The organism is Kitasatospora sp. GAS1066B, from assembly GCF_041262605.1.
Lineage (GTDB): Bacteria > Actinomycetota > Actinomycetes > Streptomycetales > Streptomycetaceae > Kitasatospora.
Window position 1 is genome coordinate 1 of the sequence record NZ_JBGCCO010000039.1, and the last position, 14716, is coordinate 14716.

At 71.3% G+C, this 14716-nt stretch carries 14 protein-coding genes, 1 tRNA gene and 1 pseudogene; 12 read left to right on the forward strand and 4 right to left on the reverse strand.

Annotation, left to right across the window (positions count from 1 at the left end; genetic code table 11):
- Positions 1–283: hypothetical protein (locus tag ABH937_RS32390; protein WP_370220261.1), on the reverse strand; the 283-nt coding region annotated here is incomplete at its 3' end.
- A complete protein-coding gene (locus tag ABH937_RS32395; RefSeq protein WP_370220262.1) occupies positions 280–513 on the reverse strand; it encodes a hypothetical protein in 234 nt (77 codons plus the stop codon). The genes ABH937_RS32390 and ABH937_RS32395, both read right to left, overlap by 4 nt.
- 76 nt (positions 514–589) lie before the next feature.
- Between ABH937_RS32395 and ABH937_RS32400 the strand changes: the two are divergent.
- Positions 590–1684: pseudogene (locus tag ABH937_RS32400) on the forward strand (integrase core domain-containing protein).
- A 135-nt stretch (positions 1685–1819) separates the two neighbouring features.
- Here the strand turns inward: ABH937_RS32400 and ABH937_RS32405 are convergent.
- Positions 1820–1904: transfer RNA gene (locus tag ABH937_RS32405), tRNA-Leu, on the reverse strand.
- Between the two features lie 508 nt (positions 1905–2412).
- On the opposite strand from ABH937_RS32405, the gene ABH937_RS32410 reads away from it, so the two are divergent.
- Entirely contained in the window at positions 2413–2892 is a 480-nt protein-coding gene (locus ABH937_RS32410) for an ATP-binding protein (RefSeq protein WP_370220297.1), read from the forward strand.
- A 27-nt stretch (positions 2893–2919) separates the two neighbouring features.
- On the opposite strand, the gene idi is transcribed toward ABH937_RS32410, so the two are convergent.
- Positions 2920–3570 carry an isopentenyl-diphosphate Delta-isomerase gene (idi, locus tag ABH937_RS32415; protein ID WP_370146571.1) on the reverse strand — a complete coding sequence of 217 codons (651 nt, stop codon included), beginning with the start codon at positions 3568–3570 and terminating at the stop codon, positions 2920–2922.
- A 610-nt stretch (positions 3571–4180) separates the two neighbouring features.
- Here idi and ABH937_RS32420 point away from each other — a divergent pair.
- The 10 genes from ABH937_RS32420 (at position 4181) to ABH937_RS32465 (ending at position 14652) form a co-directional block, all read left to right on the forward strand.
- Positions 4181–4936 carry a phosphocholine cytidylyltransferase family protein gene (locus ABH937_RS32420; RefSeq protein ID WP_280691884.1) on the forward strand — a complete coding sequence of 252 codons (756 nt, stop codon included), beginning with the start codon at positions 4181–4183 and terminating at the stop codon, positions 4934–4936.
- Complete coding sequence (locus tag ABH937_RS32425; RefSeq protein WP_280691885.1) at positions 4924–5985, forward strand: iron-containing alcohol dehydrogenase family protein; 1062 nt, start codon at positions 4924–4926, stop codon at positions 5983–5985. Before ABH937_RS32420 ends, ABH937_RS32425 begins: the two co-directional genes overlap by 13 nt.
- 106 nt (positions 5986–6091) lie before the next feature.
- A complete protein-coding gene (locus ABH937_RS32430) occupies positions 6092–6823 on the forward strand; it encodes a CDP-alcohol phosphatidyltransferase family protein (protein ID WP_280691943.1) in 732 nt (243 codons plus the stop codon).
- A gap of 104 nt (positions 6824–6927) precedes the next feature.
- Entirely contained in the window at positions 6928–7773 is an 846-nt protein-coding gene (locus tag ABH937_RS32435) for a glycosyltransferase family 2 protein (protein WP_280691944.1), read from the forward strand.
- 145 nt (positions 7774–7918) lie between these two features.
- Entirely contained in the window at positions 7919–8857 is a 939-nt protein-coding gene (locus ABH937_RS32440) for an ABC transporter permease (protein WP_370146573.1), read from the forward strand.
- A 7-nt stretch (positions 8858–8864) separates the two neighbouring features.
- Complete coding sequence (locus tag ABH937_RS32445) at positions 8865–9677, forward strand: ABC transporter ATP-binding protein (protein WP_280691945.1); 813 nt, start codon at positions 8865–8867, stop codon at positions 9675–9677.
- 398 nt (positions 9678–10075) lie between these two features.
- The gene (gene hpnC, locus ABH937_RS32450; protein WP_370220298.1) at positions 10076–10975 is read left to right on the forward strand and encodes a squalene synthase HpnC; all 900 of its coding nucleotides are present in this window, start codon (positions 10076–10078) and stop codon (positions 10973–10975) included.
- Between the two features lie 41 nt (positions 10976–11016).
- The gene (hpnD, locus tag ABH937_RS32455; RefSeq protein WP_280691947.1) at positions 11017–11874 is read left to right on the forward strand and encodes a presqualene diphosphate synthase HpnD; all 858 of its coding nucleotides are present in this window, start codon (positions 11017–11019) and stop codon (positions 11872–11874) included.
- Positions 11875–12013: 139 nt separating this feature from the next.
- Entirely contained in the window at positions 12014–13450 is a 1437-nt protein-coding gene (hpnE, locus tag ABH937_RS32460; RefSeq protein WP_370220263.1) for a hydroxysqualene dehydroxylase HpnE, read from the forward strand.
- A gap of 98 nt (positions 13451–13548) precedes the next feature.
- Positions 13549–14652, forward strand: coding sequence for a polyprenyl synthetase family protein (locus ABH937_RS32465; protein WP_370146574.1), 1104 nt, complete (start codon positions 13549–13551; stop codon positions 14650–14652).
- Positions 14653–14716: the final 64 nt, after the last annotated feature.

Genomic DNA, 14716 nt, shown 5'->3' on the forward strand with positions numbered 1-14716 from the left:
CCAAGTACGACCCAGTACGAGGACGACCCGGGCGCACGCCCAGCCGGGCGCCCAACGCCGCGGACCGATCCGACGCGACTTTGAAGACGCGCCCTAGGACGTCGGCTGCGGTGGCGTAGTGGTGTTCGGCAGGGGTGATCGCGAGGCGGTGGTCGTCGAGGACGGGTAGGACGTCGTTGATCGCGTTCCACAGCGTGCTGCGGCAGACGCCGAGCGGCTCCACCAGCTCCACGGCGGCGCAGCCGGGATCAAACAGACCCAGAAGCGGCTGACCCGGCTTCACGCCGACGGCCTGGCGGAGTTCGTGACCCTGCCGCAGGCCGGCCGGGCCAAGGCATGGCACCTCACCGCCCAGGGCACGGCGGTGGCAGCGACCTTCCCGGAGGCCCCCGCTCGGACGCCCGGGCGCCGGACGCCGAGCAGCTCGCCGTCCGGCACGGGCGCGAGCACCTGCTCGACGTCGGCCGGATTCACGCCGCCTTCGTCGCCGACGCCCGCGCCGTGGCGAGGCATGCGGCTCTGCGCCTGCCGAGGATGTCATCCATGCAGCTCAAGGACTTGGTCGGTGGTTGCGGCGGGATGATCACTCGTGTTGCTTCGCCTGGCATACCTGACTGTCACCAACGCGTTCGCGGCCCTGCGGCTGTTGCCGATGAGCGACCGGGACAAGGATGTGGAGATCCTCACCCTGCGCCATCAGCTGGTCATCCTTGAGCGGCAGCTCGGTGGGGACAAGGCGAGGTTCGCTCCGGAGGACCGCGTCTTCCTCGTTGCGCTCCTCGCCCCGCTACCGCGCGAGGTGCTGCGCCGCCTGCGGCTGTTGGTTCAACCGGACACCGTGCTGCGGTGGCATCGCGCCTGATGAAGCAGCGTCAGGCTCGCACCTGCCGACCGAAGCGACCAGGTCGCCCGCCCACCGTGCGCTCGATCCGCGTGCTGATCCTGCGTCTGGTTCGGAGAACCTGGCCTGGGGGTATCGGCGTGTGCACGGCGAACTCGCCGCCCTGGGCATCAAGGTCGCCGCGTCCACCGTCTGGGAGATACTCAAAGCCGAGGGCCTCGACCCCGCACCCGACCGCAGCGCCACCACCTGGGCCGACTTCCTGCGCTCCCAGGCCGATGCCCTCCTGGCATGCGACTTCATCGAGACCGTCACCCTGACCGGCCAGCGCCAGTACATCCTCGCGGTCATCGAGCACGCCACCCGCCGCGTCCTCACACTGGGCACCACCGCGCATCCCACCGCCCACTGGGTCGTCCAGGCCGCCCGGAACCTGGCCATGGACCTCGAGGACACCGGAGTCACCGTCAACTACCTGATCGCGACCGGGACGCGAAGTTCCCGGCCCTCTTCGACCAGATCCTGGGCGACGCCGGCATCCAGGTCGTGCCCTCCGGCATCCGTGTCCCCCGGATGAACTCCATCACGGAGCGCTGGGTGCAGACCTGCCGCCATGAGCTGCTGGATCGGACCTTGATCTGGAACGAGCGCCACCTGCGGTACGCGCTGCGCGAGTTCGAGCACCACCACAACGGGCACCGGCCCCATCAGGCCATGAACCAGGCGGCGCCCCTACGCGCGGTCCCCGAGCCGATCACCGATCCCAGGCGAATCGCCCGTCTGGACATACGCCGCCACGACCGGCTCGGCGGAGTGATCCACGAGTACCGGCATGCCGCTTGACCTGGGCGGATGAGGTATTCGGCAGGCGCAAAGGCACCGATCTACGAGAGTTTCGGTCTGAACCTGGTCTACGACATGAAAAAGCGGACCGTGACTGTTGAGTCACGACCCGCATCTTCCATGTGCGTAACGAAGTGTCCGAGGGGGGACTTGAACCCCCACGCCCGATAAAGGGCACTAGCACCTCAAGCTAGCGCGTCTGCCATTCCGCCACCCGGACAGGGTGTGTGCCTCGGGGTTCTCTGTGCTGTCCCCGCGGCGACAGAGAGAACACTATCAGGCTTTCGGAGTGGTCCTCACGCCCTTTCACCTGCGCTTCCCCGGCGACGCCGGCCGGCGGTGGGGCCCTCGTGACCGTGTGAGGTGCCCCGGTGGGGTGGGGGTGGTTCGGGGGAAGTGGCGGTGGATGAACGGTCCTGCGCTGGCGCTGTGGGGAAAGGTGGGCAGGGGTGGGCCGATGTGGTCATGGTCGGTCGGAAACGGTCTGGCGGGGGCAAGTTCTTCGACCGGGCACGGGGATTCCGGTGGCTCTCCTAGCCTCGGAAGTGAAGGGGAGCCCTGAACGGAACGCCCCGTTCCCGGATGGTCGGCCGGAGTCGGCCGGCGCCGGCGATGCCTCCCGAGGCCCGGACGAAGGGTGGCAGGACGTGGAGCGGACGAGCGCTACGACGCCGACAGTGCTGCAGAAACCGCAGCAGCCGCAGCAGCCCCAGCGGCAGCGCGCACCGATGGTCGCCGAGAGTGTCGAGAGTGTCGAGAGCGTCGAAGTGGAGCTGGCCGGTGAGGGGTTGTGGCGGATCGTCGCCGGGGCGCGCGAGTGCTCGGTGCCGCGGGTGCGGCATGTGGTGCGTGATCTGCTCCGGGACCGGGGGCTGATGGGGGAGCGGTACGAGGAACTGACCGACGGGCTGCTGCTGATCGTCTCCGAGCTGGTCACCAACGCCGTGACGCACGCGGCGGTGCTCTCGCCACGGGTGACCACCGAGTTGGCGATCGGCGGCGGGCAGGTGCGGGTCTCGGTGGAGGACGGGCATCCGCACCGGCCCAAGGCCGTGGAGAGCGATACGGAGCAGACCGGCGGCCGCGGACTGATGCTGGTCAAGAGCATCGCGCTGGCGGCGGGCGGCTCCTGCGACGTGGAGCAGACCGGGGACGGCGGCAAGGTGATCTGGGCCTCCCTGCCGCTGCCGCCCCCGGTCCAGCTCTAGCACCGCCGCAAGGCGGATCGAGCGGGACTACCAGTCCCGGCCCGCGATCTCCCGGATCCCCGGCAGCGCCGCCTCGAACACCGTGTTGAACCAGACCGAGAACGGCTTCGCCGCCTGGAGCTCCTTCAGCTCGCCGGCTGTCACGAACCGGGTGTCCTCGACCTCGGCCGGGTCGGGCCGCAGGTCGTCCGTCATCAGGCCGACGAAGAGGTGGTTCCACTCCCGCTCGATCAGCCCGGAGGCCTCGTCGGGCAGGTCGTAGCGCACGGTGCCGGCGGCGCAGAGCAGGGCGGGTGCCGTGCCGAGTTCCTCGGCGGTGCGGCGGGCGGCGGCCACGAACGGCGGCTCGCCGGGGTACGGGTGGCCGCAGCAGGTGTTGGACCAGACGCCGGGCGAGTGGTACTTGCCGAGCGCCCGGCGCTGCAGCAGCAGGCGACCCTGCTGGTCGAAGAGGAAGACCGAGAAGGCCCGGTGCAGATGACCCGGCTGCTGGTGCGCCCAGAGCTTCTCGGCTGTGCCGAGGGTCACGCCCGCGTCGTCCACCAGCTCGAGCATGATCTCGGGTGAGTCGGAAGAAACCCCGGAAGCAGGATGGGAAGCACCGGAAGGACCAGCGGCGGGAGTGGCGGGAGCGGCGGCCGACTCTGCGGCAAGGCTGGTCGATCGACTCTCGGACATGGCGCCTCTTTCGGCACGGGGACCGGCGCCGCCACCCGGATGTGCCACCCGGGCAAGCCCCCCCGGTCCAGCGGACGGCAGCACGCCCCCGTCGCGGTTGGTGCCATGGCGCGTACGGAGGGCGTCGGCTGTCCAGTCTGCCGCATGGCCGGGGCGCTGGGACCGATTCGACGCACCAGCCCCGGGAACACCGGTGTGTGCGCACTTGCGAGCGCCTTGGGTGCGCACGGGTGTGCTGAGTAACGGCAAAAATCGAACACATGTTCTGCATGGTCCTGTCACGCCCCGACCACCACTCGCCCTGGCACCTCCGGCGTACCGTGGGGCGGCGTTCGGGCAGGTCGCGCCGGTCGCCTACCATCACATACGACACGGTGCTCCGCCGAGCGGTGGGACCGGGGAGTCGTTCCGCGGGCGGGCATCACGCGGTGTGGGTGCGGGCGCGGACTGCGCGCCGGGGCCAGGCACGGCGAGGGTGCGCGATCCGCGGGCCGGTACAAGGGAATCCCAGGGCAGCACGCGCGCACCCGGCGAGTAGGACGTGTCCGCAGGCAGCACGTGCATGCAGGCAGCACGTGTACTCAATGCAGACGAGCACAGGAGACCCCGCATGATCGGCCTCGTTCTGGCGGCCGGAGCCGGCCGCCGGCTCCGCCCGTACACCGACACGCTCCCCAAGGCGCTGGTGCCGGTGGACGGCGAGAAGACCGTGCTGGACCTCACGCTCGGCAACTTCGCCGAGGTGGGCCTGCGCGAGGCCGCGATCGTCGTGGGGTACCGCAAGGATGCCGTGTACGAGCGCCAGGAGGCGCTGGAGCAGAAGTACGGCGTCAAGCTCACCCTGGTCGAGAACGACAAGGCCGAGGAGTGGAACAACGCCTACTCGCTCTGGTGCGCCCGCGAGCTGTTCAGCGAGGGCCTGCTCCTGGCCAACGGCGACACCGTGCACCCGGCCTCCGTCCAGCGCACCATGCTGGACGGCAACGACCGGCTGATCGCCGAAGGGCGGGCGCCGGGCATCCTGCTCGCGCTGGACACGGTGAAGCAGCTGGCCGACGAGGAGATGAAGGTCGTCGTCGACCCGGTCAAGGGCATGCAAAAGATCACCAAGCTGATGGAGCCGGCCGACGCGACCGGCGAGTACATCGGCGTCACGGTGATCAACCCCTCCGCCGCCGCCGAGCTGGCCGAGGCGCTGCGCACCACCTTCGAGCGCGACCCACAGCTGTACTACGAGGACGGCTACCAGGAGCTGGTCAACGGCGGCTTCCGGATCGACGTGCAGCCGATCGGCGAGGTCCCCTGGGTCGAGGTCGACAACCACGCCGACCTGGCGAAGGCCCGGGAGATCGCGTGCCAGTACTGACCCGGCTGATTCCCTCGCCGCTCTTCGTCGAGATCCGTCCGGGCGCCCTGGACTCGCTGGCGGGCATCCTGGCCGACCAGCGGCTGTCGACCGGCGGCCGGGTCGCGGTGGCGATCAGCAACGGCTCGGGGACCCGGCTGCGCGAGCGGCTGCTGCCGGTGCTGCCGAACGCCGACTGGTTCGACGCGGCCGACGGCACCCTGGACGGCGCGGTGCGGCTGGCGGACGAGGTCCGTGGCGGCCACTACGACGTCCTGGTGGGTCTGGGTGGCGGTAAGATCATCGACGCCGCCAAGTACGCCGCCGCGCGGGTCGGGCTGCCCGTGGTCGCCGTCGCCACCAACCTGGCGCACGACGGCATCTGCTCTCCCGTGTCGACGCTCGACAACGACGCGGGGCGCGGCTCGTACGGGGTGCCGGGGCCGATCGGCGTCGTGGTCGATCTGGACGTGATCCAGCAGGCCCCGCAGCGCTTCGTGGCGGCCGGTGTCGGCGACGTCCTCTCCAACATCTCGGCGTGTGCCGACTGGGAACTCTCCCAGCGGGTGACCGGCGAGAAGGTGGACGGACTCGCGGTGGCGATGGCCCGTTCCGCGGGCGAGAGCCTGCTGCGGCACCCGGGTGCGCTGGAGGATCCGGACCTCCTTACCGCGCTCGCGGAAGCACTGGTACTGTCCGGCATCGCGATGAGCATCGCGGGCAGCACCCGGCCTTCCTCGGGGGCCTGCCACGAGATCTCGCATGCCTTGGACGTGCTGCATCCCAAGCGCTCCGCCCAGCACGGCGAGCAGGTCGGCCTCGGGGCCGCCTTCGCGAGCTTCCTGCGGGGCGAGCAGGAACTGACCAGGCTGATCGTCGACCGCCTGCGGGCCCACGGCCTGCCGGTGACCGCCGATCAGATCGGGTTCACCGAGGCGGAGTTCACCGAGGCGGTGCACTACGCTCCGAATACCCGGCCGGGCCGCTTCACCATTCTTGAGCACCTCGACCTCTCCCCATCTGCGATCAGGGACGCGTACGCCGACTATGTCCAAGCCGTCAACAGTTGAGTCCAGCTCCTCAGCCGCCCGCCCCGAAGCCGCCGAGCGGCCGCCGGTCGACCTCACGGTCCGCCCCTCGATCGAGGAACTGCGCGCCGTCATCCACCCGGAGGGGATGCTCCAGCGCCGCAGCGCCGAGCACTGGGCGGGTCGGCTCTACATGCGCAGGATCTCGCTGCGGATCACCCGGATCCTCTCGACGGTCACGGCGATCACGCCCAACGGCCTGACCTACCTGATGATGTTCACCGGCATCCTGGCCGGCGCGGGGCTGCTCATCCCGGGCATCGGCGGCGCGATCGTCGGTGCGCTGCTGATCCAGCTCTACCTGCTGCTGGACTGCGTGGACGGCGAGGTGGCCCGCTGGCGTCGGCAGACCTCGCTGACCGGCGTCTACCTGGACCGGGTCGGCCACTACATGTCGGAGGCCGCGCTGCTCACCGGCCTCGGCCTGCGCGGCGCGGACCTGTTCCACCACGGCGGCTCGCGCTGGGAGTGGGCCTTCCTGGGCACCCTGGCGGCGCTGGGCGCGATCCTGATCAAGTCGGAGACCGACCTGGTCGACGTGGCCCGGGCCCGCAGCGGGATGACCGCGGTCGAGGACAGCGCCTCGGTGCCGCGCTCCTCCGGGGTGGCCAAGGCCCGCCGGGCGGCCTCCGTCCTCAAGTTCCACCGGCTGGTCGGTGCGGTCGAGGCCTCGCTCTTCATCCTGGCGGCAGGGATCGCCGACCAGGTGCACGGCGGCCTCTTCTTCACCCGGCTCGCGATCGTGCTGCTCGCCGCCATCGCGATGCTCCAGACCGTGCTCCACCTGCTCAGCATCGTCCTCTCCAGCAGGCTGCGATGACCACCACCGACAACCGGGCCACCGAGAGCGCCGCCGGCACCGCCGCCGACAAGGCCACCGGCACTGAGACCGACGCCTTCCGGCTCGGCGCGGTGATCATCACCATGGGCAACCGCCCGGCCGAGCTGAACGCGCTGATCCAGTCCGTGCTCGACCAGCAGGGCCCGGCCGTCCAGCTGGCCGTGGTCGGCAACGGCGCGCCGCTGCCGCCGCTGCCCGCCGGGGTGCGGTCCGTCGAGCTGCCGGAGAACCTGGGCATCCCGGGCGGGCGCAACGTCGGCATCGAGCTGTTCGGCCCGGACGCCCGCGACGTGGACGCCGTGCTCTTCCTGGACGACGACGGCCGGCTGCCGCTGACCGACTCGGCCGAGCTGCTGCGGGCGGCGTTCACCGCCGACCCGGGCCTGGGCATCGTCAGCTTCCGGATCGCCGACCCGCAGACCGGTGAGACCCAGCGCCGCCACGTGCCGCGGCTGCGCGCCGCCGACCCGCTGCGCTCCTCCCGGGTCACCACCTTCCTCGGCGGCGCCAGCGCCGTCCGCTCGACGGTCTTCGAGCGGGCCGGGCAGTTGCCCGCCGACTTCTTCTACGCCCACGAGGAGACCGACCTCGCGTGGCGTGCGCTGGATGCCGGGTGGTCGATCGACTACCGGGCCGACATCGTGCTGCACCACCCCACCACCTCTCCCGCCCGGCACGCCGCGTACTTCCACAACGTGGCGCGCAACCGGGTGTGGCTGGCCCGACGGAACCTTCCGGTGCCGTTGGTGCCTCTCTACCTGTGCACCTGGATCCTGCTCACCCTGGCCCGCCGCCCCCCGCGGGAGGCACGTAAGGCCTGGTGGGGCGGTTTCCGGGAAGGCTGGCGCACACCGTGCGGTGAGCGACGGCCGATGCGATGGCGTACTGTATGGCGCTTGACCAGGTTGGGCAGACCGCCGGTCATCTGATCACCTGGTCGGCGGAACACCACACCGCCGGCCGTCCCCCCTGTGATCCGCTGGAATTCTCCTGGCGGGAGTCGATCCCGTCGGCGAGAGCCCGGCTACTGCCCCCCGGCCAGCAGCCGGACTTCCGATCCCGTGAAGGACGAATGTGTCGACAGTGAGTGAACCGATCAACCTCTCTCTACCCGGGGGTGTTGATACCGGGCTGACCCCCAAGCAGCTCGCCGATAAGTACGGTCTGACGGTCAGTGGCCGTCGGCCAGGGCTCCTCGCCTACACCAAGCAGCTCTGGGGACGCCGACACTTCATCGTCGCGTTCGCCACCGCGCGACTGGTGGCGCAGTACACCACGGCGAAGATGGGCCAGGTCTGGCAGGTCGTCACGCCGTTGCTGAACTGCGCGGTGTTCTACCTGGTGTTCGGCCTCATCCTGAGCGGCAACTCGGTGCCGAAGTACATCCCGTGGCTCTGCGTCGGGGTGTTCATCTTCCAGTTCATCCAGAGCGCCATCCAGTCCGGCACCGGCGCGATCTCGTACAACCTCGGGCTGATCCGTGCGCTGCACTTCCCCCGTGCGTGCATGCCGATCGCCTTCACGGTGATCCAGCTCCAGCAGCTGCTGATCTCGATGGTCGTGCTGGTCGTGATCGTCCTGAGCAACGGCCTGATGCCGGGGCTGACCTGGTTCCAGGTGATCCCGGCGATGTTCCTGCTCTCGCTGTTCAACACCGGCCTGGCCCTGATGATGGCCCGGATCGGTGCCAAGACCAGTGACATCTCCCAGCTGATGCCGTTCGTCCTGCGTACCTGGATGTACCTGTCCGGCGTGATGTACAGCATCGCGGACCGCGTCCACAAGTGGCCGCACTGGGTGCAGCAGGTCGCCACCGCGAACCCGGCCTCCGTGTACATGGAGCTGTTCCGGCACGCGATGATCCCCAGCATCTACAGCAAGAAGCACTACGGGAGCAGTGCCGAGAAGCTGCCGCCCCACGTCTGGGAGATGGCGCTCGGGTGGGCGCTCGTAGCCTTCGTTATCGGTTACGTGTTCTTCTGGAAGGCCGAAGAGGAGTACGGACGTGGCTGAGACCACCATGATCACCGACCGCGAGGAGCGCGACGCCCGGGCGATCTCCGCAGCCAAGGAGACCCGGACGCCGACTGTCGTCGTCGACGACGTGCACATCGTCTACAAGGTGCACGGCGCCTCCGCCGGCAAGGGCAGCGCCACCTCCGCCCTCAGCCGGCTGATCTCCCGCAAGCGCTCGCCCGCCATCACCGAGGTGCACGCGGTGCGCGGCGTCAGCTTCACCGCGTACAAGGGTGAGGCCGTCGGCCTGATCGGCTCCAACGGCTCGGGCAAGTCGACCCTGCTGTCGGCGATCGCCGGCCTGCTGCCCACCGAGAAGGGCGGCATCTACACCAACGGCCAGCCCTCGCTGCTCGGTGTGAACGCGGCGCTGATGGACGACCTGACCGGCGAGCGCAACGTGGTGCTCGGCTGCCTGGCGATGGGCATGAGCCCGGCCCAGGTGAAGGAGCGCTACCAGAACATCGTCGACTTCTCGGGGATCAACGAGAAGGGCGAGTTCATCAACCTGCCGATGCGCACGTACTCCTCCGGCATGGCCGCCCGCCTGCGGTTCTCGATCGCGGCGGCCAAGACCCACGACGTGCTGCTGATCGACGAGGCGCTCTCCACCGGTGACCAGGCCTTCCAGCGCCGCAGCGAGGCCCGCATCCGCGAGCTGCGCAAGGAGGCCGGTACGGTCTTCCTGGTCAGCCACAACAACAACGCGATCCGGGACACCTGCGAGCGGACCATCTGGATCGAGACCGGCGAGCTGATCATGGACGGCCCGACCGACGAGGTCGTCGGCATGTACGAGCGCGGCGAGCGCCCGTAAGACGCCCTCGCCCGAAGCCCGCCGAGCCGGTGTCCGAAAACGCGCGAGCGTTTCGGGCACCGGCTCTGGCATTGTTGCCCTCGGCAACGAGATGAATGAGATGGTCGTCCGGTTCCCTCGGGCCGACCTCGGCGCGTGCCCTGCGTTCGCGCCCCCCCCGCGTGTGCGCCGGGAGGGTGAGCAGCGTCGGCGCGCCGGGGGGTGGTCTTTTCGGCTGGTGACCGGAAGTGAAAGGGTGAGGGTCCGGGAGCGGCCCAGCCTGCGGGGGAAGCGTGTCCGAATCGGGTCCATGGTCCACACCGGTGTAGAACGGGGGAGTGACGGCAGTGACGACTTCGGCGCAGTTCTCGGCCCGGCCGGGTGGTGGTGCGGCGGACGGTCCCGGCCAGGACGACACGCTGGCCAAGGCGGCCCGGGAGAACTTCCCGGTCGCCCCGGGCTTCCTGCCCGCGGCCTGGCGCGACGACCTGATGGCCGTCTACGGCTACGCCCGCCTGGTGGACGACGCCGGTGACGGCGACCTCGCCGACCCGGCGGCCACCGCCGCGCTGCTCGGCGCGCCCGCGCACGGCGGTGACGAGACCGCGTTCCGGCTCGGCCTGCTCGACGCGCTGGAGCGCGATCTCGACCGGGCGTTCGAGGCCGCGCTGCCCCGCACCCTCGGCAGTGCCGCCGGCGAGCCCCCGCACCACCCCCTGCTCGCCGCCCTGGTCCCGCTGATCGGGCGGCACGCCGTCACCCCCGAGCCGTTCCGCCGGCTGATCGAAGCCAACCGGGTGGACCAGACCACCACCCGCTACCCGACCTTCGAGAGTCTGGTCGGCTACTGCACGTTGTCCGCCGACCCGGTCGGCCGGCTGGTGCTCGCGCTCGCCGACGTCGCGACGCCGGAACGGATCGAGCTTTCGGACGCCATCTGCACCGCCCTGCAAGTCATCGAGCACCTCCAGGACGTGGCCGAGGACTTCGCCCGAGGTCGCGTGTACCTGCCAACCGAGGATCTGGCCAGGTTCGGCGTCACCGAGGCCGACCTGGCCGCCCCGACCGCCGGGGCGTCGGTGCGCGAACTGGTCGCGTTCGAGGCGGCCCGGGCCCGGACCCTGCTCGATCACGGCGCGCCGCTGGTCGGTACGGTTCGGGGAAGGCTTCGACTGCTCCTGGCGGGATTCACCGCGGGCGGGTACGCGGCCCTGGCGGCCATCGAAGCCGCCGGGTACGACGTGCTGGCCCAGCAGGCCAAGCCCGACAAGCGCCGCCTGGCGATGAAGGCGGCGGCCATCTTCGCGAAGGGAAGGTGAGCGCCCGAGTGGCGGCATCACCACTGGCGTCGGCACCGGTCATGGCGGCGTACCGGTACTGCGAGGCGGTCACCGCCCTGCAGGCCCGCAACTTCAGCTACGGGATCAGGTTGCTCCCGGAGTCCAAGCGGCTGGCCATGTCCGCGCTCTACGCGCTGGCCCGCCGGGTCGACGACATCGGCGACGGCGAGCTGTCGGCCGACCGCAAGCAGGAGCAACTGCTCGCCACCCGCGCGCTGCTCGACGAGATCCGGGCGGGCGCGGTCACCGAGGAGGACACCGACCCGATCAAGGTGGCGCTGGCGGACGCCGCCCGGCGCTTCCCGGTCCCGCTCGACGCCTTCGACGAGCTGATCGACGGCGTCGAGATGGACCTGCGCGGCGAGGAGTACCGGACCTTCGAGGACCTCAAGGTCTACTGCCGCTGCGTGGCCGGCTCGATCGGCCGGCTCTCGCTGGGTGTCTACGGTTGCGCCGACCCCAAGCGCGGCGCCGAGTACGCGGACACCCTGGGGCTGGCCCTGCAGCTCACCAACATCCTGCGCGACCTGCGCGAGGACGCGGTCAACGGCCGTACCTACCTGCCCGCCGAGGATCTGGCCAGGTTCGGCTGCGAGCAGGGCTTCGCCTCGCCCACGCCGCCGGCCGGCGCCGACTTCGCCGGCCTGGTGGCCTTCGAGGCCCGGCGTGCCCAGGGCTACTTCGAGGAGGGCCTGCGGCTGCTGCCGATGCTGGACCGCCGCAGCCGCGCCTGCACCGCCGCGATGGCCGGCATCTACCACCGGTTGCTCGGGCGGATCGCCGCCGAGCCCGAGTCGGTGCTGCGCGGCAGGGTATCGCTGCCGGGCTGGGAGAAGGCCTACGTCGCGCTCTCCGGCCTGGCCGGAGGACGTTCTTGAACCCTTGCGACCCTCCGTCATCGTTCGACGACGGGGAATCATCAGAGGGATCTGCGGTGTTGTGGCGGGTGTTGTGCGGGAGACGGGTGTGCACTGAGGGGGACACCCGAGGGCACGGAGCGAACGGCGGGGAGGTGCGATGAGCAGGCAGGCCGAAGAAACGAACCAGCGCACCGCCGTGGTGGTCGGCGGCGGCCTGGCCGGCCTCACCGCCGCGCTGCGCCTGGCCGAGGCCGACCACCGGGTCACCCTGCTGGAGGCCCGCCCGAGGCTGGGCGGGCTGGCCTTCTCGTTCCGCCGTGGCGAGCTGACCGTGGACAACGGCCAGCACGTCTTCCTGCGCTGCTGCACCGCCTACCGCGGCCTGGTCGAGCGCCTGGGCGCCACCGAGCAGGTCGAGATCCAGCCCCGTCTCGATGTCCCGGTGCTCGCGGTGCGCGGCGACCGGCACCGGCTCGGCCGGCTGCGCCGGGCCGCGCTGCCGGTGCCGCTGCACCTGGCCGCGAGCCTGGCGAGCTATCCGCACCTGGCGCCGCTGGACCGGCTGCGGGTGGTGCGCGGCGCGCTCGCGCTGCAGCGCCTCGACCTCGCCGACCCGGCGCTCGACCAGCTCTCCTTCGGCAGCTGGCTGCGCGCGCACGGCCAGAACGAGCGCACCATCGCCGCCCTCTGGGACCTGGTCGGGGTGGCCACCCTGAACGCCCGGGCCGACGAGGTCTCGCTGGCGCTGGCCGCGATGGTCTTCAAGACCGGCCTGCTGATGGACCCCGGCGCCAGCGACATCGGCACCGCTGCCGTCCCGCTCGGCGTCGTGCACCACGACGCGGCGCTCGCCCAGCTGGAGCGTGCCGACGTCACCGTGCGGCTGCGCACCAAGGCGGTCGAGATCAAGACCGTCTCCGCCACCGTGGGCCCGCCGCACGCGGTGCGACTGGAGAACGGCGAGCTGCTCAGCGCCGATGTCGTGGTGCTGGCCGGCGCCCAGGAGAGCGCCGCCGCCCTGCTGCCGCCGGAGGCGATCGACGGACAGCACCGGCTGGCCGAGCTGGGCACCGCGCCGATCCTCAACGTGCACGTGGTCTACGACCGCAAGGTGCTGCGCCGGCCGTTCTTCGCGGCGCTGGACTCCCCGGTGCAGTGGGTCTTCGACCGGACCCCGCACTCGGGCCTGGCGGGCTCGACGGTGGCGCGCACCCACCCCGGCGCCCAGTACCTGGCGCTCTCCCAGTCCGCGGTGCGCGACGAGATCGACCTGCCGGTCTCCGAGCTGCGGGCCCGTTACCTGCCGGAGCTGATGCGGCTGCTGCCGGCGGCCCGCGGGGCCGAGGTGCTCGACTTCTTCGTCACCCGTGAGCGCACCGCCACCTTCGACCCGGCGCCGGGCACCGCGGCGCTGCGCCCGGTGGCCGCCACCCGGATCCCCGGCCTGCTGCTGGCCGGCTCGTGGACCGCCACCGGCTGGCCCGCGACCATGGAGAGCGCCGTGCGCAGCGGCCACGCCGCCGCCGATGCCGCGCTGCGCGCCACCGGCTCCCGGGTCCCGGTGGACCGCGGCGACGGGCGGTGGCCCCGATGAGTGCGCCACCGGACACCCCGGGCGCCCCAGCCGGCCGGCTCCCGGCCCACCCCACCAGCACCGACCCCAGCACACCGGCCCACGGAGAGGGAACACACGTGGAGGCACGCCCCAGCACGGCCGCGGGAGCGACGGCCCAAGCCGAGCCCGTCTCGGTACCCGAGCTGCTGGCCAGAGGCCGCACGCTCTGCACTCCGCCGCTGCGCGCGGCGATCGCGCGCCTCGCGCCGCCGATGGACGCGGTCGCGGCCTACCACTTCGGCTGGACCGACCGGGCCGGCAACCCGGTGGCGGGCGACGGCGGCAAGGCGATCCGCCCGGCCCTGGCGTTGCTCTCGGCCGAGGCGGCCGGCGCCGACGCACTTGCCGGAGTCCCTGGTGGGGTCGCCGTTGAGCTGGTGCACAACTTCTCCCTCCTGCATGATGATCTGATGGACGGTGACGAGACTCGCAGGCACCGGGCCACCGCGTGGACGGTCTTCGGACCGGCCCAGGCGATCCTGGTCGGCGACGCGCTGGCCACCCTCGGCACCGAGGTCCTGCTGGACTCCGCCCATCCCTCCGGGGACCGGCCGGCGCCCGCGACCCACACCGACGCGGCCCGGGCCGTGCGCCTGCTCACCGTCGCCACCCGCAAGCTGATCGACGGTCAGGCCCAGGACCTCTCCTTCGAGCACCGCGACGTGGTCACGGTCGAGGAGTGCCTGGCGATGGAGGGCAACAAGACCGGCGCCCTGCTGGCCGCCGCCTCCGCCGTCGGCGCCGTGCTGGCCGGGGCCGACGACCGCACCGCCGACGCGCTGGAGCGCTACGGCCACCACCTGGGCCTGGCCTTCCAGGCCGTCGACGACCTGCTCGGCATCTGGGGCGCCACCGAGATCACCGGCAAGCCGCACTGGGGCGACCTGCGTCAGCGCAAGAAGTCGCTGCCGGTCGCCGCCGCCCTCGCCGAGGGCGGCGCGGCCTCCCGCCGGCTGGCCGAGCTGCTCGCCGACCCGAAGGGGCGCGGCGAGGAGTCCGAGGAGGTGCTGGCCGGGCGCGCCGCGCTGATCGAGCAGGCCGGTGGCCGCGCCTGGACCCAGGAGGAGGCCCGCCGCCAGCACACGACCGCCCTCGCCGCGCTGGACGAGGTGCCGATGGCCGACGAGGTGCGCGAGCGTTTCGTGGCTCTCGCCGAATTCGTGGTGGTACGAGAGAGGTGACATCAAGTTGACAGCAACCGCGGACGGCCGGCTCGACCCTGAGTACGATTCCGAGCCGGTCGCG

What these genes read in the sequence shown, in the direction of transcription:
- ABH937_RS32395 (WP_370220262.1), bottom strand. Translation starts at nt 513, where the DNA reads ATGCCTCGCCACGGCGCGGGCGTCGGCGACGAAGGCGGCGTGAATCCG.
- ABH937_RS32410 (WP_370220297.1), top strand. Translation starts at nt 2,413, where the DNA reads ATGGTCGCCGAGAGTGTCGAGAGTGTCGAGAGCGTCGAAGTGGAGCTG.
- idi (WP_370146571.1), bottom strand. Translation starts at nt 3,570, where the DNA reads ATGTCCGAGAGTCGATCGACCAGCCTTGCCGCAGAGTCGGCCGCCGCT.
- ABH937_RS32420 (WP_280691884.1), top strand. Translation starts at nt 4,181, where the DNA reads ATGATCGGCCTCGTTCTGGCGGCCGGAGCCGGCCGCCGGCTCCGCCCG.
- ABH937_RS32430 (WP_280691943.1), top strand. Translation starts at nt 6,092, where the DNA reads ATGCTCCAGCGCCGCAGCGCCGAGCACTGGGCGGGTCGGCTCTACATG.
- ABH937_RS32435 (WP_280691944.1), top strand. Translation starts at nt 6,928, where the DNA reads ATGGGCAACCGCCCGGCCGAGCTGAACGCGCTGATCCAGTCCGTGCTC.
- ABH937_RS32445 (WP_280691945.1), top strand. Translation starts at nt 8,865, where the DNA reads ATGATCACCGACCGCGAGGAGCGCGACGCCCGGGCGATCTCCGCAGCC.
- hpnD (WP_280691947.1), top strand. Translation starts at nt 11,017, where the DNA reads ATGGCGGCGTACCGGTACTGCGAGGCGGTCACCGCCCTGCAGGCCCGC.
- hpnE (WP_370220263.1), top strand. Translation starts at nt 12,014, where the DNA reads ATGAGCAGGCAGGCCGAAGAAACGAACCAGCGCACCGCCGTGGTGGTC.